This window comes from Limnohabitans lacus (assembly GCF_030053395.1).
GTDB lineage: Bacteria > Pseudomonadota > Gammaproteobacteria > Burkholderiales > Burkholderiaceae_C > Limnohabitans_A > Limnohabitans_A lacus.
The window spans coordinates 330,655-354,799 of record NZ_JASGBH010000001.1 but is presented as its reverse complement, the minus strand read 5'-3'; the positions used below and the strand labels follow the sequence as shown (position 1 = coordinate 354,799).

General features: G+C 58.8%; 26 protein-coding genes and 1 tRNA gene. 16 read left to right on the top strand and 11 right to left on the bottom strand.

The features are described from left to right. Positions 1-9 precede the first annotated feature (9 nt). From dnaQ to QLQ16_RS01790, 5 genes are all read left to right on the top strand, one after another. Entirely contained in the window at positions 10-849 is an 840-nt protein-coding gene (gene dnaQ / locus QLQ16_RS01810; protein ID WP_283222970.1) for a DNA polymerase III subunit epsilon, read from the top strand. Then, the gene (locus tag QLQ16_RS01805; protein WP_283222969.1) at positions 846-1,229 is read left to right on the top strand and encodes a hypothetical protein; all 384 of its coding nucleotides are present in this window, start codon (positions 846-848) and stop codon (positions 1,227-1,229) included. Before dnaQ ends, QLQ16_RS01805 begins: the two co-directional genes overlap by 4 nt. Further along, positions 1,226-2,368 (top strand): cyclic-phosphate processing receiver domain-containing protein, encoded by a 1,143-nt coding sequence (locus tag QLQ16_RS15780; protein ID WP_348534144.1) that lies wholly within the window; start codon positions 1,226-1,228, stop codon positions 2,366-2,368. Before QLQ16_RS01805 ends, QLQ16_RS15780 begins: the two co-directional genes overlap by 4 nt. After that, positions 2,365-2,571, top strand: a complete 207-nt coding sequence (locus QLQ16_RS01795) for a hypothetical protein (protein ID WP_283222968.1) — start codon at positions 2,365-2,367, stop codon at positions 2,569-2,571. Before QLQ16_RS15780 ends, QLQ16_RS01795 begins: the two co-directional genes overlap by 4 nt. A 107-nt stretch (positions 2,572-2,678) precedes the next feature. After that, complete coding sequence (locus QLQ16_RS01790; protein WP_283222967.1) at positions 2,679-3,599, top strand: uracil-DNA glycosylase family protein; 921 nt, start codon at positions 2,679-2,681, stop codon at positions 3,597-3,599. A 278-nt stretch (positions 3,600-3,877) separates the two neighbouring features. On the opposite strand, the gene QLQ16_RS01785 is transcribed toward QLQ16_RS01790, so the two are convergent. After that, complete coding sequence (locus QLQ16_RS01785) at positions 3,878-4,855, bottom strand: helix-turn-helix transcriptional regulator (RefSeq protein ID WP_283222966.1); 978 nt, start codon at positions 4,853-4,855, stop codon at positions 3,878-3,880. Positions 4,856-5,006: 151 nt separating this feature from the next. Here QLQ16_RS01785 and QLQ16_RS01780 point away from each other — a divergent pair, with 151 nt between their 5' ends. Further along, complete coding sequence (locus QLQ16_RS01780; RefSeq protein ID WP_283223120.1) at positions 5,007-6,485, top strand: NAD-dependent succinate-semialdehyde dehydrogenase; 1,479 nt, start codon at positions 5,007-5,009, stop codon at positions 6,483-6,485. A 61-nt stretch (positions 6,486-6,546) separates the two neighbouring features. Here QLQ16_RS01780 and QLQ16_RS01775 read toward each other — a convergent pair whose 3' ends face one another. Next, positions 6,547-7,575: a tripartite tricarboxylate transporter substrate binding protein gene (locus tag QLQ16_RS01775; protein WP_283222965.1), complete on the bottom strand. Its 1,029-nt coding sequence runs from the start codon at positions 7,573-7,575 to the stop codon at positions 6,547-6,549. A 155-nt stretch (positions 7,576-7,730) separates the two neighbouring features. Between QLQ16_RS01775 and QLQ16_RS01770 the strand changes: the two genes are divergently transcribed. Together QLQ16_RS01770 and QLQ16_RS01765 are read left to right on the top strand one after the other, a co-directional pair. Next, positions 7,731-7,804: transfer RNA gene (locus tag QLQ16_RS01770), tRNA-Gly, on the top strand. 51 nt (positions 7,805-7,855) lie between these two features. Continuing rightward, complete coding sequence (locus QLQ16_RS01765; protein ID WP_283222964.1) at positions 7,856-8,632, top strand: plasmid replication/partition related protein; 777 nt, start codon at positions 7,856-7,858, stop codon at positions 8,630-8,632. Positions 8,633-8,678: 46 nt separating this feature from the next. On the opposite strand, the gene QLQ16_RS01760 is transcribed toward QLQ16_RS01765, so the two are convergent. From QLQ16_RS01760 to QLQ16_RS01750, 3 genes are all read right to left on the bottom strand, one after another. Further along, positions 8,679-9,602, bottom strand: coding sequence for a RodZ family helix-turn-helix domain-containing protein (locus tag QLQ16_RS01760; RefSeq protein ID WP_283222963.1), 924 nt, complete (start codon positions 9,600-9,602; stop codon positions 8,679-8,681). Positions 9,603-9,761: 159 nt separating this feature from the next. Next, positions 9,762-10,403 (bottom strand): 3-oxoacid CoA-transferase subunit B, encoded by a 642-nt coding sequence (locus QLQ16_RS01755; protein WP_100119696.1) that lies wholly within the window; start codon positions 10,401-10,403, stop codon positions 9,762-9,764. Between the two features lies 1 nt (position 10,404). Then, positions 10,405-11,112, bottom strand: coding sequence for a CoA transferase subunit A (locus tag QLQ16_RS01750; RefSeq protein ID WP_283222962.1), 708 nt, complete (start codon positions 11,110-11,112; stop codon positions 10,405-10,407). A 78-nt stretch (positions 11,113-11,190) separates the two neighbouring features. Between QLQ16_RS01750 and QLQ16_RS01745 the strand changes: the two genes are divergently transcribed. Next, positions 11,191-11,760 carry a PAS and helix-turn-helix domain-containing protein gene (locus QLQ16_RS01745; RefSeq protein ID WP_283222961.1) on the top strand — a complete coding sequence of 190 codons (570 nt, stop codon included), beginning with the start codon at positions 11,191-11,193 and terminating at the stop codon, positions 11,758-11,760. 12 nt (positions 11,761-11,772) lie between these two features. Here the strand turns inward: QLQ16_RS01745 and QLQ16_RS01740 are convergent, their stop codons facing one another. The 3 genes from QLQ16_RS01740 to QLQ16_RS01730 form a co-directional block, all read right to left on the bottom strand. Further along, positions 11,773-14,091 (bottom strand): acyl-CoA dehydrogenase family protein, encoded by a 2,319-nt coding sequence (locus tag QLQ16_RS01740; protein WP_283222960.1) that lies wholly within the window; start codon positions 14,089-14,091, stop codon positions 11,773-11,775. A gap of 60 nt (positions 14,092-14,151) precedes the next feature. Beyond that, entirely contained in the window at positions 14,152-14,823 is a 672-nt protein-coding gene (locus tag QLQ16_RS01735) for a nitroreductase (protein ID WP_283222959.1), read from the bottom strand. Between the two features lie 79 nt (positions 14,824-14,902). Then, on the bottom strand, positions 14,903-15,322 hold the full coding sequence (locus QLQ16_RS01730) for a carboxymuconolactone decarboxylase family protein (protein ID WP_283222958.1): 420 nt from the start codon (positions 15,320-15,322) through the stop codon (positions 14,903-14,905). Between the two features lie 57 nt (positions 15,323-15,379). Between QLQ16_RS01730 and QLQ16_RS01725 the strand changes: the two genes are divergently transcribed. Next, complete coding sequence (locus QLQ16_RS01725; RefSeq protein WP_283222957.1) at positions 15,380-15,976, top strand: peroxidase-related enzyme; 597 nt, start codon at positions 15,380-15,382, stop codon at positions 15,974-15,976. On the opposite strand, the gene QLQ16_RS01720 is transcribed toward QLQ16_RS01725, so the two are convergent. Continuing rightward, positions 15,934-16,611, bottom strand: coding sequence for a TetR/AcrR family transcriptional regulator (locus QLQ16_RS01720; RefSeq protein ID WP_283222956.1), 678 nt, complete (start codon positions 16,609-16,611; stop codon positions 15,934-15,936). The genes QLQ16_RS01725 and QLQ16_RS01720 overlap by 43 nt on opposite strands. A 124-nt stretch (positions 16,612-16,735) precedes the next feature. Between QLQ16_RS01720 and QLQ16_RS01715 the strand changes: the two genes are divergently transcribed. Further along, entirely contained in the window at positions 16,736-17,626 is an 891-nt protein-coding gene (locus QLQ16_RS01715; protein ID WP_283222955.1) for a metal-dependent hydrolase, read from the top strand. A 23-nt stretch (positions 17,627-17,649) separates the two neighbouring features. Here QLQ16_RS01715 and QLQ16_RS01710 read toward each other — a convergent pair whose 3' ends face one another. Beyond that, entirely contained in the window at positions 17,650-18,072 is a 423-nt protein-coding gene (locus QLQ16_RS01710; RefSeq protein WP_283222954.1) for an acyl-CoA thioesterase, read from the bottom strand. Between the two features lie 9 nt (positions 18,073-18,081). Beyond that, positions 18,082-18,864 (bottom strand): SDR family oxidoreductase, encoded by a 783-nt coding sequence (locus QLQ16_RS01705; protein WP_283222953.1) that lies wholly within the window; start codon positions 18,862-18,864, stop codon positions 18,082-18,084. 140 nt (positions 18,865-19,004) lie between these two features. Between QLQ16_RS01705 and QLQ16_RS01700 the strand changes: the two genes are divergently transcribed. From QLQ16_RS01700 to gcvH, 5 genes are all read left to right on the top strand, one after another. Next, positions 19,005-20,696, top strand: coding sequence for an electron transfer flavoprotein-ubiquinone oxidoreductase (locus QLQ16_RS01700; protein ID WP_283222952.1), 1,692 nt, complete (start codon positions 19,005-19,007; stop codon positions 20,694-20,696). Between the two features lie 191 nt (positions 20,697-20,887). Then, positions 20,888-21,859, top strand: coding sequence for a TRAP transporter substrate-binding protein (locus QLQ16_RS01695; protein ID WP_283222951.1), 972 nt, complete (start codon positions 20,888-20,890; stop codon positions 21,857-21,859). Between the two features lie 74 nt (positions 21,860-21,933). Beyond that, positions 21,934-22,428 carry a TRAP transporter small permease gene (locus QLQ16_RS01690; RefSeq protein WP_283222950.1) on the top strand — a complete coding sequence of 165 codons (495 nt, stop codon included), beginning with the start codon at positions 21,934-21,936 and terminating at the stop codon, positions 22,426-22,428. Next, positions 22,425-23,702: a TRAP transporter large permease gene (locus QLQ16_RS01685; protein WP_283222949.1), complete on the top strand. Its 1,278-nt coding sequence runs from the start codon at positions 22,425-22,427 to the stop codon at positions 23,700-23,702. The genes QLQ16_RS01690 and QLQ16_RS01685 overlap by 4 nt, the downstream gene beginning before the upstream one ends. Before the next feature lie 75 nt (positions 23,703-23,777). Further along, positions 23,778-24,140: a glycine cleavage system protein GcvH gene (gene gcvH / locus QLQ16_RS01680; RefSeq protein WP_283222948.1), complete on the top strand. Its 363-nt coding sequence runs from the start codon at positions 23,778-23,780 to the stop codon at positions 24,138-24,140. Positions 24,141-24,145: the final 5 nt, after the last annotated feature.

Sequence of the window (24,145 nt, the reverse complement as noted above, 5' to 3'; positions counted from 1 at the left end):
CTCCAAAACATGACACACCAGCCAGCCCACACACCCCTTCGTCAAATCGTTTTGGACACGGAAACCACCGGCCTATCGGCCAAACATGGCGAACGGATCATCGAAATTGCCTGCTTGGAGTTGATTGACTTCAAGCCCACGGGCCGCACTCTGCACCATTACATCAACCCCCAGCGCCGTTGCCACCCAGAGGCCACACAAGTTCACGGCATCACCGACGCGTTTTTGCAAGACAAGCCCACTTTTGCCGAACTGGCCGACGACATCTTGGCTTTTGTGGCAGGGGCCACACTCGTGATCCACAACGCCCCTTTTGACCTGGGCTTTTTGAACGCCGAACTCCTGCACCTGAAACGCCCTGCGCTGCAAAAACAAATCGCTGGCGTGGTGGACACCCTGGCCATCGCCCGCAAAAACTTTCCCAACCAGCGCAACAGCTTGGATGCTTTGTGTGCGCGTTTTGGGGTGGACCGGTCAGCGCGTCACTTTCATGGCGCACTGCTGGACGCGCAGCTGCTGGCCGAGGTGTATCAACGACTGCACAAACAAGCCGCCGAACGTGAACTGCTGGCCAAGCTGAACCACCCCAAAGCACCCTGCCCGCTGACCCACCACGGCGACTGGTTGACCCATTTGACCGGCTGCCTGCCCACCGATGCCCGAATGGAGGTCACGCTGGTGCTGCATTACGCCGCCACTGCAAAAGCCAACCCTCACCAGCACACGCCACAGCGCTACAGCTACCGTGTATGCGCCTTGGACGTAGCGCTCAGCAGCATGCCCGCCTCCCAGTGCAGGCTCATCCACATCAACGCCTTTGGGGGGGATGCACCATGTGGGCAAACATGACCGAGGCCGAACTGCGCCAGCTCTTCCCCGCCCTGCCACCACTGCAGCACAACGCAGGCTGGTTGCCGCTGGTCGTGCACTGCTTGGCCCAAATGGCAAAAGCGGGCCTGAACTTGCAGCAACCCCGTGTGCTGCAAATCAAGCAAAAACTGGGCAGCTTGCGCATCCACATCGACACCTCAGGCATGTCTGAGCCGCAGCGGACCGCGATAGCGCTTTTGGCCGCACAGGCCCTCACGGCCTCGCGCAGTGTTTGCGAACTGTGCGGGCAAGACGCCCAACTGCGGGTGGGCGCCAGTGGGTGCCGAACTTTATGCGCCCTGCACGCACAGGGCACCTTGCCACATCCATCTACCTTTGACGCCATGGATACACCATGAAAATCTTCCTTGATGACACTCGCCCCGCCCCCAATGGCTGGACCTTGATGCGCTGGCCGCACGAAGTGATTACCGCACTGCAAACCGAGCAGGTCACCGAAATCAGCTTGGACCACGACTTGGGCGACGACACCGTTGGCACGGGCTATGACGTGTTGGTTTGGCTAGAGGGCACTGTGACCCGCCACTGCTTTGAGCTGCCGGTGATTCACATTCACACCGCCAACAGCGCCGCACGCCCTCGCATGCTGGCGGCAGTGGCGCAGATAGAAAAATTGGCAAAAGCCCGTCCCCCACGGCAACCCAACAAACGACGGCAAGGACTGCCAGAGGCATTGGCCGCCCTGCAGCCCGGGGCCAAACACCCCGCACGCTGGCCCATCTGGTACGACTACACGGGCAGCAGCGAACAGGCGCGGCGGTGGATCGAATCCATCTATGCCGCAGGTGCGACCCAGGTGATGCTGGACGAAACGCACCTGATGGACGAAGACAACGCCTTGACAGCGTTCTTGCAAGTCGAACTGCCCATTGACAACCCGCAAGCGCAAGCCTGCATCCACCAAACCCTGGCCCAATGGGCCAGCGCAAGCTGCATCGACCATGACGCAAACACGCTGACCCTGTGCCTGACCAGCGAGATGCTGCCCTGGCTGGCACACGAAGAAGCCCGTGCTTGGTTAGCCGCCAGCACGGCGCAGCAGCCACGCGCCTTGGGCCATAGCGATGGCCCACTGCCCAAACAAGCCGCGCAACAGCTGATCGATGGTTTGTATGCCCGCCGTGCCGCCTATGTGACCGTAGAGGACCTGCAAACCACCGGTGACAGCACCGTCATGGCTTGGGCGCTACGCGTCACACTGCCCACCCAAGACCCCGCTGCCAAGCGCAGGCTGCAAGCGTTGTGCTGGGTGCTGAATCAATTGCTGGAAGTTCCCCCTGAGCGCCCGCATGCCGAAGCCAATGAAGCATTGCATCAATCAGCACTGCGCATGTGCACCGAACTGGCCCACGAATTGCACTACAGCCGAGATGCACGGTATGTGGACATTGACCTGAAATACTTGTTTTTCTCGGGCTGGGGCAGACTGCTTCAGCCTCGTTTCTCGCTCGCCACTCCTGAAAGGACATCACCATGAGCATCGCCAACGCCGTCCAACGCGGATCTTGGGTTCACGTTTATGACAACCAAAACCGAGAGCTTTTTGTAAAGCCGTGCGGCAATGGTCCAAACGACGGACTCAAGGGCTACACCAGCCATAGCGTCAACATCCAACGCAGCGGCTGGATCTACACCTACAACGAAAAAGGGGCGCAAACGGGGACGACACCGGCGCGGTGAAGTTGGATGTTTCGCCATCTATACAGACGGGCATCTGTGATAGATTCACCGCGCCTTGCATCGCTGGGCGACTTTGTCCAACTCATACAGCTATGGAGATTTTTTAAATGACCAACGAAGAACTCAAAAAAATATTTTTAGAGGTGCTTCAAAAGCATGCCGCAGACGCCACGAAAGAGCCCAAAAAACAAGAAGGTTTTTGGGCTGAAAAGCTTGATCCAGCAAAGAAAAAAGAAACAGAACTGAATAAATTGTCTGGCTTGTTTCTGCCTTCTGTTTCTGCAAACTACGAAAACTCGAAAACAAAAATCATGCTGGTCGGCGCTGAAACTGCTGGCTGGTATCCACTGCTGAAGCGAGACAAGGAAGGCCAAGCTTTGACTGCGACCGAAGTTATTGCTAAACCCACGCATCAACGGGGGCCAAACGACCTACCTGCAGAGTCCTTATGGTATCAGTATCAATCACTTGAGGATTACATTGAAAAAACGATGCACCGACATGCGCAGGTTTTCGGAAATGGCATGAAGAAACCGAAAAATGATAAAGGCAGGACGTTTTACAACTACCTACGCGGCTTAGATAAAGAACTCTCTCAAATTGGCTCGGGTTATGACAGCGGTGGATGGGTTTGGAGCAATTTGCACTGTTTTGATTGGAACGGGAAGTCCCCTATTTTTAAAAAAGAACCCTACGAATCCTTCATCAAGCCAGTCTCAAAAGCATTGCTGCAAAAACAAATTGAGATCTTGAAGCCTGATTTCATCGTGTTTTTGAGTGGCATATCTGCTGCGAAAACTCGCAATGAATTCCTCAAGTGCGTTGCCCTGCCAAAACAAAATCACTGTCAAAAAACGGCCTATTTATGGGAGTTCAGGGTGGATGTGACGGATGAGGTGGAGCGTCATATTCATTGCATTCGCACCCATCATCCCTCAGCACGAAAGCCTGACGCGCAAAGAGCATTGACTGCATCCCAAAAATTGCTCAGAAGGCTAATAGAAGAACGCGCCAGCCTTAACCGTTAAAGAGACCTCAACCCATGCCCACCACCTACCCCGCCTTTTGGCACCATCCGCGTCATTCGTGAAAAAGACCCGCAATGACTGACCGTCATTGCCAAGAGCGGTCAGCATCGCCTTGACCGTGACGCGCTTTGAACCCGTCACGGTATTGGTGCGTGAGCAAGTACCGGCTCGGAGAATAAATGGACGACAAGGTGCGCTACGCGGTGTGTGAGCTGGATGATTTTGGGGGGCGCAATACGGGCTGGGTCTTCACGCGCAGTGGCGCAGACTGTCAAGCCTCACCCGCGCAGCTCTTGCACCTGCTTGACCAAGCGCTCTGGCCCGATCACTCGGGCTCGTTTGCCAAACCCCAAAATCCACCACACCAAGCGCGGCGACTCGCTCACAGTCGCCCGCACACACACCCAATGGGCTTGTTCGGGCAGGTCTTCAATGGTTTGGTCTTGTGACAAGGGTGTGTCTTGCAGATGCTCGGCAGCGCCACGGGTCAGGTGCAGCTCCAGCGCCAAGGTTTGGCCGCTGGCTATGTTCAGTCGGTCTTGGCTCAGGTAGGTGTTCAAATCAAACCCGATGGGTACTTGGGCAGGGTCATCGAGCAACTGCACTTTGTCCAAGCGGTGCAGGGCCAGCAGGCGCGGGTCGTGGTGCCCGTCAAATGTAGCCACCAAATAACTGACCAAGCTGCGGCGCAACAGGCCCAGCGGGTTCAATACATAGGTCTTGGCATCTGGTTTTTGGGCAGCGCGGTACTGCGCCTTGATTTGTTTGCCTTCAAACAGGGCTTTAGAGACTTGCGCCCATGTGGCGGGCAATGGTCGTGCAGGCAACAAAGGGGGGCCGTCGTGGTGAATGGCGATTTTCTTGGCCCACTGGCTGGCATGTTCGCGCGGCGCGCTGGCCAGTTTGCGCCCGGCTTCTTGCAGCCAGGGTTTGAGCAGGGCTTGCAACTCATCGGGCATGACGGGTGCAAACTCGCGTGCAAACAAGTCAAACGCCAAGGCTTGCGGCAGGCCCATTTGTGACAAGAACAACACGGGCGCACCCTCGCGCCAGCCCCATTGCGCGGGTTTGCCTTCCAGCTTGACGATGTCCGGGTAATGGCCGCTCAGGGCATTGAGGTCGCGCTGCAGCGTGCGCAGCGTTGCGTTGTGCCCCTTGCCCTGCAAGCGTTGCAAAATTTGGGGGGTGCTGAGTTTGATGGGGTGCGCTGGCAAAGCCGCCAGCGTGTCCAGCAGCCGGGTGAAGTTGTGGTCCATTGGTGCAATATAAGCGAGCGCAACACGGCTTTGATGCTTGGCTCTTGTTTGGCTGCGCATTCAGTGTGCACAGGTGACATCTGCGAAATTGCGGGGTCGGTATGCTCTGTTTCTTAGGCCATGCCCAATTCACTGACTTCACGAAAATCCAATCACCATGAACACCTCCCCCCTCGCCCTGCTCAACGACCCGACTTTGCTCAAAACCGACGCCCTGATCAATGGCCAATGGGTGGTGGGTCGCCAGCGTTTTGACGTGACCGACCCGGCCACGGGCGGGCACTTGGCCAGCGTGGCCAACCTGGGCGCGGTCGAAGCCGAAGCTGCCATTGCCGCCGCCAACGCCGCCTGGGGCCCCTGGAAAACCAAGACCGCCAAAGAGCGCAGCACCATCTTGCGCAACTGGTTTGACCTGCTGATTGCCAACACCGAAGACCTGGCCCGCCTCATGACCGCAGAAAACGGCAAGCCGCTGGCCGAGTCGCGTGGCGAAGTGGCCTATGGCGCAAGTTTTGTGGAATGGTTTGCCGAAGAAGCCAAGCGCGTGAACGGCGAGACCCTGCCCCAGTTCGACAACAACCGCCGTTTGTTGGTGCTCAAGCAGCCCATTGGCGTGTGCGCGGCCATCACGCCCTGGAACTTTCCCCTGGCCATGATCACCCGCAAAGTGGCCCCAGCGCTTGCAGCCGGTTGCCCCGTCGTCATCAAACCCGCTGAGCAAACCCCGCTCACGGCCTTGGCTGCGGCCGAGCTGGCGATCCGCGCGGGTATCCCGGCCGGGGTGATCAACATCATCACAGCCGACGGCCCGCAAAGCATCGCCATCGGCAAAGTGCTGTGCGCCAGCGACGTGGTGCGCCACATCAGCTTCACCGGCTCCACCGAAGTGGGCCGCATCCTGATGGCGCAGTCGGCCCCCACAGTCAAAAAGATGTCGCTGGAGCTGGGCGGCAACGCGCCCTTCATCGTGTTTGAAGACGCCGACATTGACAGCGCTGTGGAAGGCGCATTCGCCAGCAAATACCGCAATGCGGGTCAGACCTGCGTGTGCTCCAACCGCTTTTATGTGCAGGAGTCGGTGTACGAAGAGTTCGCCACCAAGTTCGCGGCCAAAGTCAAAACCGCCAAGGTGGGCAATGGCTTTGAAGACGGCGTGAACCAAGGCCCGCTGATCGAGCCCTCGGCCCTCGACAAGGTGGAACGCCATGTGAAGGACGCAATTGCCAAAGGCGGCCGCGTGTTGACCGGCGGCAAGCGCCTGGACGGTCAGTTCTTTGAGCCCACCGTGATCGCCGACGCGACGGCCGACATGGTCTGCGCCCGAGAAGAAACCTTTGGTCCGTTCGCGCCGATTTTCAAGTTCAAGACCGAGCAAGAAGCGGTGGACGCCGCAAACAACACCGAGTTTGGTCTGGCCAGCTACTTCTACAGCCGCGATGTGGGCCGCATCTTCCGCGTGAGTGAAGCGCTCGAATACGGCATGGTCGGCATCAACGTGGGCATTTTGGCCACCGAGCACGTGCCCTTTGGCGGCGTCAAGCAGTCGGGCTTGGGCCGCGAGGGCTCCAGCCACGGCATCGACGACTATGTGGAGATCAAGTACCTCTGCGTGGGCGACATCCTGAAATAACAAGAGCCGCCCATTTGGCGGCTCTTTCAAATGCTTCGGAAGGCACCTGCGGGTGCCTTCGTCATTTCTTGGCCAGGCCCAGCCGCTCGATGGTGGAACGCTCCGCTTCAAAGGTGCGTGCGCCGTATCGGGTGTATTCCTCGGTGCCCATGTAGATCACGGGCTGGAAGAAGCGGTCCAGCGTCTCCAGCACTTTGGGGTCTTCCAAGGTTTTCTTGAACGCATCGTGCAGCACCCGCACCACGGCAGGGTCCATGCCTTTGGGGCCACCGATGCCAAAGGGCGACTCGGTGATCGTGTCCCAACCGCTTTCTTTGACGGTGGGCACATCGGGAAAGGCTTTGGTGCGGTTGCGGCCCAAGGTGGCCAATAGGCGCAGTTTGCCTTCTTTGACCAAGGGGGCGAATTCGGTGGTGCCACTCATCACGCGAATGTGGCCACCCAAAATCGCTTGCATCAATTCGGCCGAACCTTTGTAGGGGATGTGGTTGAGCTCAATGCCGGCCTTTTGCGAAAACTCTTCAATGGCCAGGTGGGGCGTGGTGCCGGTGCCAGTGCTGCCGTATTCCACTTTGCCGGGGTTGGCCTTGGCATAGGCCACCATTTCCTTGAGCGTCTTGAACGGCGCATCCATGGTGGCCACCAAGCCAAAGGTGTAGCCGGTCAGGCAGGCGATGTGCGTCAGATCCTTGACCGGGTCAAAAGGCATTTTTTGCATGTGCGGCAAGCGGTACACGCCCAGAGGCAACTGGGTGAGCATGTAGCCGTCGGGCCGGGCATTGACCATGGCCGTGGCCCCCAAGGTGCCGCCAGCGCCAGGCCGGTTGTCCACGATGACGGAAACGCCCAAGGACCGCGAAGCGCTCTCGGCAAACGCCCGCATGACGGCATCGCTGCTGCCGCCGGGGGGCCAGGGGGCGATCAAGGTGATCGGTTTGCTGGGGAATTTGTCCTGCGCCCATGCGGAGCTGATCCATGCGGGTGCGGTCATGCCCGCCAAGATGCCCGCCATGCCTTGCAAGGTTTTGCGGCGCTGCGAATCGGCCTGATTGGCGGAAATGTTTTCGATGGGTGTGTGGTCAATGCTCATGTTGAAAAATGCCAGTTGAACAGTAAAACTGCAAGTTAAGCCATCGCGGCCGCTTCGTCCACGGGGTAAGCCATAGCCCAAGTGGAAAATCGTCACACGTGAGACTTGCTTGTGCCCCGAACTGCAGCCGCAGGCAACGTACAATCAACCCCATTGCGGGTGTCGTTCAATGGTAGGACTCTTGCTTCCCAAGCAAATAACGTGGGTTCGATTCCCATCACCCGCTCCAGCACACACAGAAGGCCCCGCAAGGGGCCTTCGGCATTTCATCCCCTTGCACATGAAGATCACTGTCAACCCAGAACTCAAGGCCTACATCGATCCCTTGACACCCGACGAGCACTTGGCGCTGGAGCGCAGTATCCTGGCCGAAGGCTGCCGCGATGCCTTGGTGTTGTGGGGCGATGTGCTGGTGGACGGGCACAACCGTTACGGCATCTGCGAAAAACACGGCCTGCCCTTTCAGACCGTGCAGAACACGCGCTTTCAGTCGATGGAAGATGTGCACCTGTGGATGATCGACCAGCACTTGGGCCGGCGCAGCGTGTCCGACTTTCAGCGTGGCGTGCTGGCCCTGCGCAAACGCGACATTTTGGCGGCGCGCCAAGCATCGGTGCATGAAAAAACGGACACCGCCACCGCCGAAAAGCCTGCACTGAAAAGCCGCTCGGACATTGCCAAGGCGGCACGCCTGAGCAGCAGCCAAGTCCTGCAAATTGAAAAGATCCAAAAGCAAGCCGCCCCAGAACTGGTGGCAGCCGTCAAAGCCGGGGACATCTCCATCAATGCGGCCGCGGCCGTGGCCACGCTGCCCGTGCAAGAGCAAGCCAGCGCCGCCCTGGGCGGCAAAGTCGAGCTGAAACAAGCGGCCAAGCGGGTGAGAGAAAGCATCCGCACATTGGCAGAAAAGTCTTCAATCAACGCAGCCGAAACCGAGGCCTCACAGCCTCAAGACAGCAGCAATGAAAGTCTGCAGCAAGAGGTGCTGCGGCTGCGTGCCGAAAACGAACAACTTCGCCAGCAAGTGGCTCGATTGCAAGCACAAATCACCGCGTAAAAAAGCCCCTCAAAAAGGGGCTTGGGGTGCTGAACTTTTTGGAGCCTTAGAAGTCGCCAGCGACTTCTTTCAAGATCACGCCACTCAACTCGCCTTCGGGCCAATAAATCTTTTGGCCCTGAAAATACATGTGAAGCTTGGTGGGCAAGGGCTTATCTACACGCACACTCCACGGCGCTTGGCCCAGCAGCGTGCGTGATTCTTGCGCTTTGAGGGTCAAGGCGGTTTGCTTGCCCAAGCCATCTCGCACGCACATGACGAGGTCGGCGATGGCGACCACATGCACGCTGTTGCCAGCTTTGGAGGCTTGGCTCGCGCGCATGGTGGACTGGGGAGATGGGCTGTCGCAAAGGGCATCGGCCTGAGACACCACCGATGCGGCAGGGGTTTCAGCCACAGCAGCAGAGAGCATGTCCACCGTGGGTTCTGGCTGCGCCGAAGCCTGCGTACTCTCAGTGGGTGCGAGTGCGTGGGCCAAAGATAGCGGCGCAGCATTCTGACCATGTCGTTCTTGAGACCACTCGAGCACTTGCTGACCATAGAAGCCCATCGCCCCTGCCATCCACAAGCCCACCAGCGCAATGAACAACCACTTCCACGAAATGCGACGATCGCTTTCACCCATTTCTTGCGCCATGGATTGCTTTTTCAGCAAGACCACGAGGTCATCCAGGATTTTCAGGTCTGGAAGAAAGGTTGCATGGGGCGCTGCGGCCTTCTCCGAACCTGACCACAGGGTTTGAATATCCACACCCAATGCATGGGCACACTTGATGGCTGCTTTTTGCTCAATGGCCGGTGTGTAAAACAATGACCGCTGTCCGGGGGCCAAAGTACCCGACTCCAATTGATGAATTTGTGCTGGTGACAAATTCACCCGTTTGGCCAATTCATGAACACCGATGTTTTGGGCTTCACGCGATTTGTACAGAAAATCAGCGCGAGTCAGATCAGAAAAAGATTCATTCATACCAAAAAAGAACAATTCAAAATTTATTTTGTATTACTTTTTTAATATATGTGATCTGAAAATTTATCTCAATAGGTAGTTAACAGTTAACCGGTAGCTTCAAACCATCAAAAAAGCCGCGTTGTACGCGGCTTTTGAACGATTCATGTGAACACCAGATCAAAAGATCAGCTTCACACCCGTCTTGGCCTGCAGCGCCTCAGGCGTCACGCCCGGCGCCAACTCGACCACTTTGAGGCCCGCGTCGGTGACGTCCATCACAGCCAAGTCGGTGATGATGCGGTCGACCACGCCCTTGCCGGTGAGCGGCAATGTGCACTCGGGGAGGATCTTCATGTCTTCGGTGCCGTCTTTCTTCTTGGCGACGTGCTCCATCAAGATGATCACGCGCTTGACGCCAGCGACCAAGTCCATCGCGCCGCCCATGCCCTTGACCATCTTGCCGGGGATCATCCAGTTGGCCAAGTCGCCCTTGTCGGTCACTTGCATCGCGCCCAGGATGGACAGGTTGATCTTGCCGCCGCGGATCATGGCAAACGACTGCTCGCTGCCAAAAATCGACGAGCCCTTGATGGTCGTGACGGTCTGCTTGCCCGCGTTGATCAGGTCGGCATCGACCTCGTCTTCGGTTGGGAAGGGGCCAATGCCCAGCATGCCGTTTTCGCTTTGCAACCAGACTTCCTTGTCGGCGGGCACAAAGTTGGCCACCAGCGTGGGGATGCCAATGCCCAGGTTCACATAAAAACCATCTTCCAGTTCGTGGGCCGCACGGGCGGCCATTTGGTCTTGACTCCAGCTCATATCAGACTCCCGCCTTTTCTGTAATGGTGCGTTTCTCGATGCGCTTTTCCGGCTTCGTGTTGAGCACGATGCGGTGCACATAAATGCCGGGCAAGTGCACGCTGTCGGGGTGCATGTCGCCGGTCTCGACGATCTCCTCGACCTCGACCACACAGATCTTGCCGGCCATCGCCACAGCCGGGTTGAAGTTGCGCGAGGTATAGCGAAACTGAAGGTTGCCGGATTTGTCGGCGCGGTGCGCTTTGACCAACGAGACATCGGGCACCAGCGAGCGCTCCATCACATAGGTCTCGCCATCGAACTCGCGCAACTCTTTGCCTTCGGCCACCAGGGTGCCCACACCGGTCTTGGTGAAGAAAGCTGGGATGCCCGCACCGCCTGCACGCAGCTTTTCAGCCAGCGTGCCTTGGGGGGTGAACTCCAAAGCCAACTCGCCCGCCAAGTACTGGCGCTCGAACTCTTTGTTCTCACCCACATAAGACGAAATCATTTTCTTGATTTGGCGGGTTTGTAGAAGCAAGCCCAGACCGAAATCGTCCACACCCGCGTTGTTGGAAATCGCGGTCAAGTTTTGCACACCGCTGTCGCGCAACGCAGCGATCAGGGCTTCAGGGATGCCGCACAGGCCGAAACCGCCGACACCGATGAGTTGACCGTCAGCGACGATGCCCTTCAAGGCCTCGGCTGCGGAAGGAAAAATCTTGTTCACACCAAACTCCAGACAGTGGATGAAAACGCTACGATACTACGTATTCAGATACGTAGTTTTTCGTAATGGTGAGCCCTGATGACTGCAAGCGTCCACGACATCGATTACCGCCTGGCATTTGACCTGGCCCCCATCGGCATGGTGCTTTCGCGCAACCGCACCATGGTTGATTGCAATCAACGCGTGTGCGAGATGTTTGGCGTGCCGCGTGAACAACTGATCGGCCAAACCTTCCAGCTGCTTTACCCCAGCGCTGACGAGTACGAACGCACCGGCCAGCGCATCACCCCCATCTTGAACGCCAAGGGCGTGTACGCCGACGACCGGGTGATGAAACGCGTGGACGGCCGCTTCAAAGGCGAGACTTTTTGGTGCCATGTGACCGGACGGGCCCTGAACCGCGACGCCCCGCACGAAGCCGGCATCTGGACCTTTGAAGACCTCTCGGCCCGCAAACCCGTGAAGGCCGAACTCACCGCCCGCGAACGCGAAGTCGCTGCCCACCTGATGGATGGCCTGACCAGCAAAGAGATTGGCAAATCTCTGGGCATCAGCCACCGAACCGTCGAGATTTACCGCGTCAAGCTGATGCGCAAATACCAAGCCTCAGGGGCGGCAGATCTCATCCAGAAGCTCATGCGGGGTTGAGCATACAAAAGCTCAGGCGCGGGTCAAACCTGCCACACGCCGCAAATGCTGCGCCATCCCGCCAAACTGCTGCTCGATCACTGTCAGCCGTTTGAAGCCATGGCCCACAGCCAGCTCGTCGGTCATGCCCATGCCGCCGTGCAACTGCACCGCGCCCTGCCCCACCAAACGCGCCGCACGCAGCACCGTCACATGGGCCGATGACACCCGCTCAGCGCGGCGCTCGGGGCTGTCGCCCAGCACATGGGCACAAGCGCCCACTGCCGCTGCGGCCTGCACCAGGGCCATGTACATGTCGGCCATGCGGTGTTGCAAAGCCTGAAAGGCCGCCAGCGGCAGGCCAAACTGTTTGCGCTGGCTGGTGTAGTTCAGCGTGTCGCGCATCAAGGCCTGCATGACGCCCACGGCCTCAGCGCCGGCGGCCAAGGTGGCCGTGTCCCACGCTTGAGAGAGTGCGTCCAGTGCATCGCCTTGGCCGATGAGGGCTTGCACAGGCGTTTGGTCAAACGCCAGCTCAGACGCCCAAGCGCCGTCGATCAAGCGCACATCACGCCGCTGCACCCCGCTAGCTGCGGGGTCGATCAGGCAGATGCGCAGCTGGCCCGCGTCGTCTCGTGCGCTGACCAGCCAATGTGTGGCCCCGGGCGCGCCGCGCACCAGGGCTTTGCGCCCGGTGATCTGCCACTGGCCGTTTGAATTGTGCAAACGCGTCTGCACCCGGCTCAGATCCGTGCGCCCGGCAGGCTCCAAGGCCGCCACGGCCAAGCGCACTTGGCCTTCGGCCAGGCCTTGCAGCAAAACGTCAAACGCCGGGTCACCCAGCGCCTGCAGCAAGTTGGCACTTAGCACGGCCGAGCTGCTGTAGGGCTCGGTTACCAAAGCAGCACCCAGGGCCTGGCAGATCAGCAAATGCTCGGGCAATCCACCGCCCATGCCACCCAAGTGTTCAGGCAGCGCAGCGCCTAAGAGGCCCAGCTCGTGCGCCAGACCGCGCCACAGCGGTGCGATCGCCTCAGGCGTGGCGATCATCTTTGCGCGTTTGTCAAACGGCAACTTGTCTTGCAGCCAGCCTTGCAGACTGGCCACGAGCATGGCCTGCGTCTCGTCCAGTGGCAACACGGGCTCCACCACCTCGGCCCCCAGAACGTGGCGGGCAATCAGGTTGCGCTGCACTTCGTTGGTGCCGCCATAAATCGACGCGGCTCGGTCGTTCAGGTATGCCCGCGTCGCAAACACCGACTCTTCAGGCACAGGCAGCGCGTGGGCGTTGGCCTCTTCGATGGTGAGGCTGGTAGCCCCATAGGCGCCTGCAATGTCCAGACCCAGCTCGGTCAGGTGCTGCTTGAGCTCGGTCGCCAGCACTTTGCCCATGGACGGCGCAGCCGGCATCCAGGCAGGCTGCGTGCCGCCGCCAATGCGAGCGGTCAGCACCTCTTGTTCCCAAGCGTGCAAGGCGTCGATGCGGCACTGTGCATTGGCCAAGCTCAAGGCGATGTCTTCGTGCTCGGTGCCCGGCGCGCCTTGCGCAAAGGCTTCTTGCAAGGACTCGCGCAAGCGGGCCAGGCGGCCCCGCAAGAACGGCGCAGATGAGCCGCCCCGCTCGTGCTCCAGCAAAAACTTGGCAATCGTCCAGCCCTGGTTTTCTTCTCCGATCAGCGCGTCAGCAGGCACGCGGGCTTCGTCAAAAAAGACCTGGTTAAATTCGTGATCGCCCGAGATGCTGATGATCGGCCGGATCTGGATGCCCGGGTTGTTCAGCTCGAACATCAAAAAGCTGATGCCTTGCTGCGGTTTGCCACTGTTGTCGGTGCGCACCAAGCAAAACATGTGCGTGGCGCGGTGGGCGTGGGTGGTCCAGATTTTGGAGCCGTTGATGACCCACTCGTTGCCATCGCGGCGGGCGCGGCACTGCAGCGAGGCCAAGTCGGAACCCGAACCCGGCTCGCTGTAGCCCTGGCACCAGTAACTCACACCGTTGCGGATGTCCGCGAGCCAACGCTCTTTTTGGGCCTGCGTGCCAAACGCCACCAGCACGGGCGCGGCCATCACCAGCCCCAGAGGCGAAACTTTGGGGGCGTCGGCCGCCGACATCTCGCTGGCAAAAATATCGTGTTGCCTGGGCGACCAGCCGCAGCCGCCCCACTCCACCGGCCAGTGCGGCGCAGCCCAGCCGCGCTTGGCCAGAACACGCTGCCAAGGGATGCCGACCTCGTAGTCCGAAAAAATGCCCGAGGTGCGGTGCCCGCCCAGGCGGATTTCATCGGTCAACTCGGCGGCCACAAAGGCGCGCACTTCGTTACGAAAAGCCAGCTCGTCTTTACTCAAGTTCATGGGGTCTTCACTCTCAGAGGCGGCCGCCATCGCCCGATGGCGCCTGGGTCAAAAGTGGGCTCAGAAGCCGACGTAACGCACAAAGTTGGCGGCGTCCTCGCGCACCGACTTCACGCTGTTGGCCACAAAGTCTTCGTCCGGGTAGCCCATAGCGATGCAAATCATGATGTTCTGATCGTCGGGGATGCCCGCGTGCTCACGCACCACGGCCGACTGCATGATGCCTTGGCCGTTGATCACGCTGCCCAGGCCGCGCTCCCACGCCGCCAACACCAGCGCATGCGACAAAGCGCCCAAGTCAAACTGGCTGATGGCCGCAGGTTCGAGGTATTTGTCATAGGTCAGCACCAGCGACACAGGGGCATCGAACTGCCGAAATCCGCGCATGACCCAATCGGTGCGCCGCTCTTTGTCGTCGCGGGCGATGCCCATGGCGTCGAACAGCTGAATCGCGATGTCGACCTGGCGTTTACGATGAATGCCCTCGTAGGACTCTTTCATTGGGAAGTCGCGCTTGGGCGGCACGCCCTTGAGCATGTTCTCGGTGTTGCCCCGTCGAATACGGTCCAAGGGCTCGCCCGTGACCACATGCACATGCCAAGGCTGGGTGTTCATCGACGAAGGCGCCCACTTGGCCACCTCGATGATCTCTTCGATCACCGCGCGTGGCACGGGTTTGGGCAGGTAGCCGCGAACGCTTTTTCGGGCCTTGATGAGTTCTGAAAATTCCATGGTTTTTGTCTCCTCTGCCGAGAATCGGTGAAAAGACGCAGCCCGTCAATGCGCGCTTGTTGCCTTGGTTACTCGATCTTCAGCCTTGGGACTGGACCACCTCGGTGACCGAGCGAAACGCGTCGATGGCCGCTGGAAAACCACAGTACACGGTGGCGTGCAGCATGACTTCGCGCAGCTCTTCGGGCGTGGCACCGTTGTTGAGCGCCCCACGCACATGGCCCTTGAGCTCTTGTTGTTTGCCCAGGGCAGCGAGCATGGCCACGGTGATCAAGCTGCGTGTTTTCAGGTCCAGGCCGGGGCGTTGCCAGACGTTGCCCCAGGCATTGCGGGTGATGAACTCCTGCATGGGCATTGTGTAGTCGTTGGCGTTGCCAAAGGCGCGGTCCACAAACTCCACCCCCATGACTTGGGTGCGGGTGTCAATGCCTGCCTGAAATGCGGCATCGTCGGGACGCGCTTGGCGCGCTTGTTGAGAAGGTGTGGGTGTGTTGGACATGACAGGCTCCTTTAAGTGTGTTGAGCATAATCAAATGCAAACGAACCTGGAGAAACCATGAGCACACGCTACCCCGCCCCCGAAATCATTGACCTGCCCGAAGACATCAAAGCCAAGGTCCTCGAAGTCCAGGAAAAAGCCGGTTTCGTGCCCAATGTGTTTCTGGCTTTTGCCCGTCGCCCAGCCGAATGGCGCGCCTTTTTTGCCTACCACGATGCCCTGATGGTGCCCGAGTCCGCAGGGCGCGAGAGTGGCCTCACCAAGGGTGAGCGCGAGATGATCGTGACCACCACCAGCTCGGCCAACAACTGCCTGTATTGCGTGGTGGCCCATGGTGCGATCTTGCGCATTTATGAAAAGAAACCGCTGGTGGCCGATCAGGTGGCCATCAATTACCGCAAGGCCGACATCAGCCCACGCCAGCGCGCCATGCTGGACTTCGCCATGAAGGTTTGCCAGCACTCTGACGAAGTGAACGACGCTGACTTTGCCGCCCTGCACGCGCACGGCTTCAACGACGAGGACATCTGGGACATCGCGGCCATCACCGCCTTCTTTGGCCTGAGCAACCGCATGGCCAGCTTCAGCGGCATGATGCCCAACCCCGAGTTTTATGTGATGGGCCGCTTGCCCAAGGCCAAGCCCTCCGCCTGATGGGGCGGGGCCAGCAAGGCCCAGGCCAATTGCACCAAGGCATCCTCCAACGCCGCACCGCCCAGCAAGGGCGACTTTTCCAGGCTGGCACTTCGCAAGGTGCCAATCACAGAACGGGTCAGCACAAACAAAACAGCGGCCGAAGGCGGGGGCAACTGGGGATGCTCGATGCGCTCCAAAAAGATGGCCAGCCGGTCCGAGACTTGGCGCACCACGCTGGCGGTTTCTTGCGGTTGCTCGCTGGCCCAACCCAAACGGATCAAGCTTGGGGTAAAGCCTTTGCCACCGGCAAAACCTTTCAGCAAAATCCGGATCGCTTGCCGCAGCAGCTCTTTGGCATCCATTTGCGCCACATCGGCCCGGCCTTCCAGTGCCGCCAAATACGCCTCGAGCGCCTCCAGCACCAAGCCCTGCCCTTTGGCGGCCATGGCCCGCACCAACACCTCCTTGCTGGGAAAGTACTGGTACAGGGTGCCGATCGAAAAACCCGCCGCTGCGGCGACTTTGTTGGTGCTCAAACCCGCCTCGCCCTCCTTGTCCAAAATCTGAGCAGCGGCCTTGAACAAGGTCTGGATGGTTTGCTGCGAACGCACCTGCATGGGCTGGCGACGGCCTGTTTTCGGGGCTGACGGCATTTTGGGAGCAGTTGCTTTGGACATTTGGGGGACACTTTCAAATCTGAGCAGTTCGCGAGTTGTCAGGCCCCTATTAAATCTGAATAATGCTCATATTCCGAATGTTTTTGCAAAGCAATCCGCCATGAACACCCCCACCACATTGCCCAGCCCCACCGACCTGACCGTGCGCCGCCTGTCGGTGGACTTGTCCAAAGGCTTTTCACGCCACTGGAATGGCGGTGATGCCTTCATGACGGCGTATGCCAATGCCCTGTCCATGAGTTTCCCAGTGGGCGAGCAATCGTTCATTGACGCGGTGAAAAACGGCGCCAAGGCCCTGCCCGACACCCCCGAAAACGCCGACCTCAAAAGTGTGGCCAAAGGGTTCATCGGCCAAGAGGCCACGCACCGCCACCTGCACGGCTTGTACAACGCCCACCTTGAGAAGCAAGGCTTGGTCAACCACTGGGGCCCACGCGCCGAGCGCCGCCTGAAAAAAGGCCGTGAGGAGTTTTTCAGCAAAAGTGCCAAGGGCCACCTGCATGAATTGGCGATCACCGCCGCCTTCGAGCACTACACCTCGATTTTTGGCGACTTGACCTTGGAAAGTCTGGACCAGCCTGGCGACTGGTTTGCAGGCGCCGAAGAACCCCTCAAGACCCTGTGGCGCTGGCATGCCGCCGAAGAGTCCGAGCACAAGTGCGTGGCTTTTGACCTGTACCAACGTTTGGGCGGCAACCACGCCTGGCGCATGCGCTGGTTTTGGTACGTGACAGTGCAGTTCAGCACCGATGTGATGCGCCAAACGGTCAACAACCTCTGGCATGACAAGACCTTGTTCAAACCGAGCACCTGGTGGTCGGCCAGTCGATTCCTGTTCGGTCGCCATGGCCTGGTCTGGCGCGTGGCCAAACCCGTTTGGGAATACACCCGCAAAGACTTTCACCCCATGCAGTTAGGCCACCCCACCCAAGCCACAGACTGGTTGGCCAACCATGCCGACCAATGGACCGCCGTGGGCGCCAAAGCCTGAGGCGCCGCGCCTGGGCTGAGCGCTCAGGGCGTGACCAAGTCCTTGACCCAATCGGGCAAAGTCACGGCTTTTTGCTGCGGAAAGTCCACCCAGATGGTGGTGGCCCCACCTGCGGCAAACACCACACCAGGCTGATCGGTGCGCTCCAGCGTGCACCAGCTTTCAAAAGTGGTGCGTCCCGGGTCGCTCACATACAGCTTGGCCAGGATGTCGCCTGGGTACTCGAACTGTTTGTAGAAATTGCAAAACGCGTTCACGATCACCGGCCCCTGCCCTTGGGGGTTGACCTGGCAGCCGATGGCTTCAAACCAATCGATGCGGATGGTCTCGAGGTAACGGAAATACACGGTGTTGTTGACGTGACCCATCGCGTCCATATCGCCCCAGCGGATCGGGATCACCAGCTTGTGCACGAATTTTTTGTGGGCCGGCAATTCAAATTTCATCGCCTCACCTCACACCGCAAAGCCATCGTCGGCCGCGATCACCGCGCCGTTGATGAAGTGGCTTTGGTCGCTGGCCAGCATGACCAACAAGGCGTCCAGGTCTTGCGGCTGGCCCACCCGCTTGCGCGGCAGCATGCTGATGAGCTTTTGGCCTTGCTCGGTCTCCCAATGGTGGTGGTTGATTTCGGTGTCGATGTAGCCAGGGCAAATCGCGTTGACGTTGATGCCAAAACGCCCCCACTCCACCGCAAAAGCTTTGGTCATCTGAATGACCGCTGCCTTGCTCATGCAGTAAACGCCGATTTGAGGCAAGACCTTCAAGCCCGCCATGGACGCGATGTTGATGATGCGCCCGCCGGTGAAACTGCCCGGCGCCGCGCCCTTGGCGCGGGCCAGCATGCGCTTGCCCACCTCTTGGGCCACAAAGAAAGCACCGCGCACATTGGTGTCCATGATGAAGTCGTAATCGGCCTCGGTGACGTCCTGGATGCGCTGGGTGGTGCTCACGCCCGAGTTGTTGACCAGAATGTCGATGCTGCCCATCTCGGTTTCGGCATGCGCCACGGCCGCCGCAATGCTGTGCTGGTCGGTCACGTCCATCGCCACCACATGGGCGTTGCCGCCAGCAGCCTCGATCTCGGCACGCAAATCCTTGAGCTTGTCCACCCGGCGACTGGCCAGCACCACGCCCGCGCCCGCGGCGGCCAGTGTTTTGGCAAATTGCGCACCCAGGCCGCTGGATGCGCCCGTCACCAGGGCCACGCGGCCCGACAAATCGATTTCATACGCCATGACAACTCCTTTGAACTGCTGAACTCAGTGGAAACCCACGGTTGACGCCATTGTGGCGGGGAACGCTGGTCTCGCCGCATAAAATGAGTCACTCGCTCGACAACCGGTCGAGACCTTTGCAACTTCATCAAGAGACGTTCATGAGCCCCGAAGAAATCCTGAGCACCTACGGCCCCCGCGAATCCATGGAATACGACGTGGTCGTTGTCGGCGGCGGCCCTGGCGGCCTGTCCACGGCCATTCGCCTGAAGCAACTGGCCACTGAAAAAGGCCAGGACGTGTCGGTTGTGGTGCTTGAAAAAGGGGGCGAGCCCGGCGCGCACATCTTGAGCGGCGCCATCATGGATCCCAAGGCCTTGACCGAACTTTTCCCCAACTGGAAAGAACTGGGCGCCCCGCTGAACCAGCCCGTCACCGACGACGCTTGGAGCTTTTTGTCTGAAACGGGTGCCACCCGCACCCCCGGCATCTTCTTGCCCGAGTGTGCACAAAACCACGGCAACTACATCATCAGCCTGAGCAACTTCACCCGCTGGTTGGCCCAGCAGGCTGAAAACCTGGGCGTGGAAATCTTCCCCGGCTTCACAGCCGCTGAAGTGCTCTACAACGACGACGGCTCCGTCAAAGGTGTGGCCACCGGCAATCTGGGCATTGGCAAAGACGGCGAGCCCACCGAAAACTTCCAACTGGGCATGGAATTGCACGGCAAATACACCGTGTTTGCCGAAGGCGCACGCGGCCACCTGGGCAAGCAACTCATCGCCAAGTACAAATTGGACGAAGGCCGCGACCCGCAGACCTACGGCATCGGCATCAAGGAAGTCTGGGAAATCGACCCCTCACGCCACACGCCCGGATTTGTGATGCACACCGCTGGCTGGCCCATGAACAACGACACCTACGGTGGCGCGTTCATGTACCACATGGAAGACAACAAGATCGCCATCGGTTATGTGGTCGGTCTGGACTACGCCAACCCCTGGCTCAGCCCCTTTGAAGAGTTCCAGCGCTGGAAAACCCACAACAACATCCAGTGGTATTTCACCAACGACAAAGGCAAGGTCAACGCCAAGCGCCTGGGCTATGGCGCCCGCGCCATCACGGCGGGCGGTTTGATGAGCCTGCCCAAGACCGTATTTCCTGGCGGTGCCTTGGTCGGTTGCGATGCTGGCTACCTCAACGTCAGCCGCATCAAGGGCAGCCATGCCGCCATCAAGACCGGCATGCTGGCCGCTGAAGCCGCTTACGACGCCCTGGTGGCAGGCCGTCAACACGACGAGTTGAGCGCCTACCCTGAGGCCTTTGAAGCCAGCTGGCTGCACACCGAGCTCAACAAGTCGCGCAACTTCAAGACCTGGTTCAAGAAGGGCTTGACGGTGGCCACACTCATGAACGGCTTCGAGCAGTTCGTGCTGCGCGGCCACATCCCATGGACACTGCGCCGCGACAAGGCCGACCACACCTACCTCAAGCCTGCGGCCGATTGCCCCAAGATCGACTACCCCAAGCCCGATGGCAAGTTGACCTTCGACCGTTTGAGCAGCGTGTTCATCAGCAACACCAACCACGAAGAAAACCAGCCCGCCCACCTGACGCTGAAAGACGCCTCGGTGCCGGTCAATGTCAACCTGGCCAAGTTTGCAGGCCCTGAGTCGCGCTATTGCCCTGCCGGCGTGTACGAGTTTGTGAAAAACGAAGACAACTCCGACCGCTTGCAAATCAACGCGCAAAACTGCGTGCACTGCAAAACCTGCGACATCAAGGACCCGACACAAAACATCGTCTGGGTCACGCCCGAAGGCGGCGGCGGTCCGAACTATTCGGGCATGTGAAGCATTCACCTCCAAGCAAAAGGCCCTGCGAAGGGCCTTTTTTTTGGCCCACTTGATTCGCCGCGTCACCTTGGCATCACCATCCCCGCGAAAACCCTAGATCACCAAGTCAATGATCACACCATAATGAACTTGTATGACAAGTTGATGGTCAACTTGTTCTTGTCCCCTGATCCACGAGGAGTGATTGAATGAAATTGAGCAAATTGATGTTGGGCCTGAGTTTGGCCATCGGTGTGATGACCGCAGTCTCCGCACAAACGGTCATGCGCAACAGCATTTCGGTGGCGCAAAACTCCCACCAAGGCGAAGCCATCGACACACTTTCCAAAGAAGTGGAAAAACGCACCAACGGTCGCATCAAGATCCAAAACTTCTACTCCGGCTCTTTGGGCGGCGAGCGCGAGTCCATCGAATCGGTGCAACTGGGCACCCAAGAATTGGCCACCACCTCCACCGGCCCTGTACCCAACTTTGTGCCTGAAGCGCGAATTCTGGACGTGCCCTTTTTGTTCCGCGACAAAGCGCACGCACGCGCCGTGCTCGATGGCCCCATCGGCCAAGAGCTGCTGTCCAAATTCGACGCCAAGGGTTTCAAGGCTTTGGCTTGGGGTGAAAACGGCGTGCGTCACATGACCAACAGCAAACGTGCGGTCAACGAACCCGGTGACCTGAAGGGTCTGAAGATGCGCACCATGGAAAACCCAGTGCACGTCGCAGCCTACAAGAGCTTGGGCATTGTGACCACACCAATGGCCTTCCCAGAAGTGTTCACGGCTTTGCAACAAGGCACCGTGGACGGCCAGGAAAACCCACTGTCCGTCATCATGGCCGCCAACTTTGACCAAGTGCAAAAGCACCTGACACTCACTGGCCACGTTTATTCACCCGTGGTGATCCTGATGAACAAAGGCTCGTTCGACAATCTCAGCGCCGCTGACAAGCAAATCTTCTTGGATGCCGCCAAAGAGGCCGTCAAAGTCAACCGCGCCCGCGTGGACAAAGACGATGCCAATGGCGTGGCTGAATTGCGCAAAAAAGGCATGAACGTGATCGAGAACGTGGACAAAACCAAATTCGTCGCCACCATGGGCACCGCCATGGCCGAATTTGAAAAGCAGTTCGGCAAAGCCAACCTGGACCGCATCCGCAACTACAAGTGATTTGAAGCATGTGGAAACGCCCGACCAATCCAGGATTGGCGGGCGTTTTTTGATTTTGTCTTGAAGGATTCTTTATGCGCTCCCTCTACCTGAGCATTGAAAAGTGGACCACCACCTTTTCCATGTTCGTGGCCTGTTTCATGCTGTTTGTGGCCGCCAGTCTCGGCATGCTGCAAATTTTTACCCGTTTTGTGTTGGAAGTGCCGATTGAATGGACCGAAGTTCTCATCCGCTTCAGCCTGATCTGGATGGTCTTCATGGGCATCCCCATGGCCTTTCGTCAAGGCGCAATGGTCAGCGTCGACGTGCTTTACCGCTGGAGCGGCCCCCGCATGAAGAAAGTCCTCGACACCGCCGTGGCCTTGGCTGCACTGACTTTGGTCTGCATCATCATTTGGTGGGGCTGGGACTACGCCAATCGCGGTAAGGTCCAGTCCATGATTGGCTTGGAAGACGTGTCCATGTTTTGGGCTTACATGGCTTTGCCTGTGGGCGCATGTTTCAGCGTGATCAGCATCATCGGCAACTGGCTCGATCCACAGCGCCTTGAATTGGAGACCGCACAATGAGCGTCGTCATGCTTTGCACCATGGTGCTGTGCTTTGCACTCACCATTTCCGTGGCTGTTTCGATCGGTTTGTCGGCCATCGTCGGCATCCAAATCGGCAACGCCAACATGCTCATCTCGGTCAAAGAGATGTTCAATTCGATCAACAAATTCCCGCTGGCCGCCATCCCCTTCTTCATTTTGGCGGGCAACATCATGGAAACCGGCGGCATCTCGCGCCGCTTGGTGGAATTCGCCAAGAGCATCGTGGGTGGCGTGCAAGGTGGCTTGCCCATGACCTGCGTGCTGACTTGCATGATCTTTGCAGCCGTCTCGGGCTCGTCGGTGGCCACCACATTTGCCATCGGCACCATCTTGATCCCCGCGCTCATCAAGCACGGCTACCCCACCACCTATGCGGCGTCTTTGCAAGCCACATCGGCCGAATTGGGGGTGATCATCCCCCCATCGATTCCCATGATCCTTTACGGCGTGAGCGCCGAAGTCTCCATTGGTGAATTGTTCATCGCTGGTTTTGGTCCAGGCCTGTTCATTGGCGCGGCTTTGATGTTCTGGGTTTGGGTGTATTGCAAATACAAAGGCTGGGGCAAGAACGATGGTGAAGGACGTCTGAGCTTTGGCAAAGCCTCGTGGCAAGCCGGTTGGGCGCTCATGATGCCCGTGATCATTTTGGGCGGCATCTACGGCGGGGTGTTTACCCCCACCGAAGCGTCTGCCGTGGCGGTGTTTTACGCGCTGATCGTGGGCACCGTGATTTACCGCGAGATCAAGCTGAAAGACTTGGCCATCATCATGCGCAAGTCGGTGTTGTCCAGCGCTGTGATCATGTTCATCATTGCCAACGCCGGTTTGTTCGCCTTCCTGATCACCCGTGCGGGCGTGCCCGAAGCGATTGGACACTGGTTGCAAGATGTGCTCAAGTCACCCGCTTACTTCTTGTTGGGCGTCAACGCCGCCTTGTTCTTCATTGGCATGTTCATCGAGACCAGCGCCGCCATCATCGTGCTGGCCCCCATCTTGGCCCCAGTGGCCATGCACTTCGGGATCGATCCAGTGCACTTCGGCCTGGTCATGGTGGTCAACCTGGCCCTGGGCATGATCACCCCGCCTTTTGGTGTGAACCTGTTCGCAGCATGTACAGTGGCCCGAATCTCGCTGGACCGGATGATCAAGGACCTGATCCCCTTCGTGCTGGTGATCCTGGTTTGCCTGATGGTGGTGAGCTATGTACCCGCTCTGTCCTTGACGCTGCGAGACTTGGTGTACGCCAAATAAAGCTAGAATTTGCGCCACTTCCCACCTGGCTTGGCCCTTGAGCGAATCAAGGGCCAAGCCTCAACAAGCTTCACAATGTCCTTCCTTTTTTCAGACGAACACACCTGGTTGCAACGCGATAGCGACATCGCCGTGATGGGCATCACCGTCCATGCGCAAGACACGCTGGGTGACATTGTTTTTGTGGACCTGCCGGCCATCGGCGCCACATTCAAGGCTAAGGCCGTGGCCGGTGTGGTCGAATCGGTCAAAGCCGCCGCCGATGTGCACATGCCTGCAGGCGGCGAGATCATCGAGGTCAACGAAGCCTTGCGCGCCGACCCCTCTTTGGCCAACTCAGACCCCTTGGGCCAAGGCTGGTTCTTCAAGGCCCGCTTGACCAACCTGGGCGATTTGGACAGCCTGCTCGACGAAGCGGCCTACCAAAAAATCACCTGAAGACC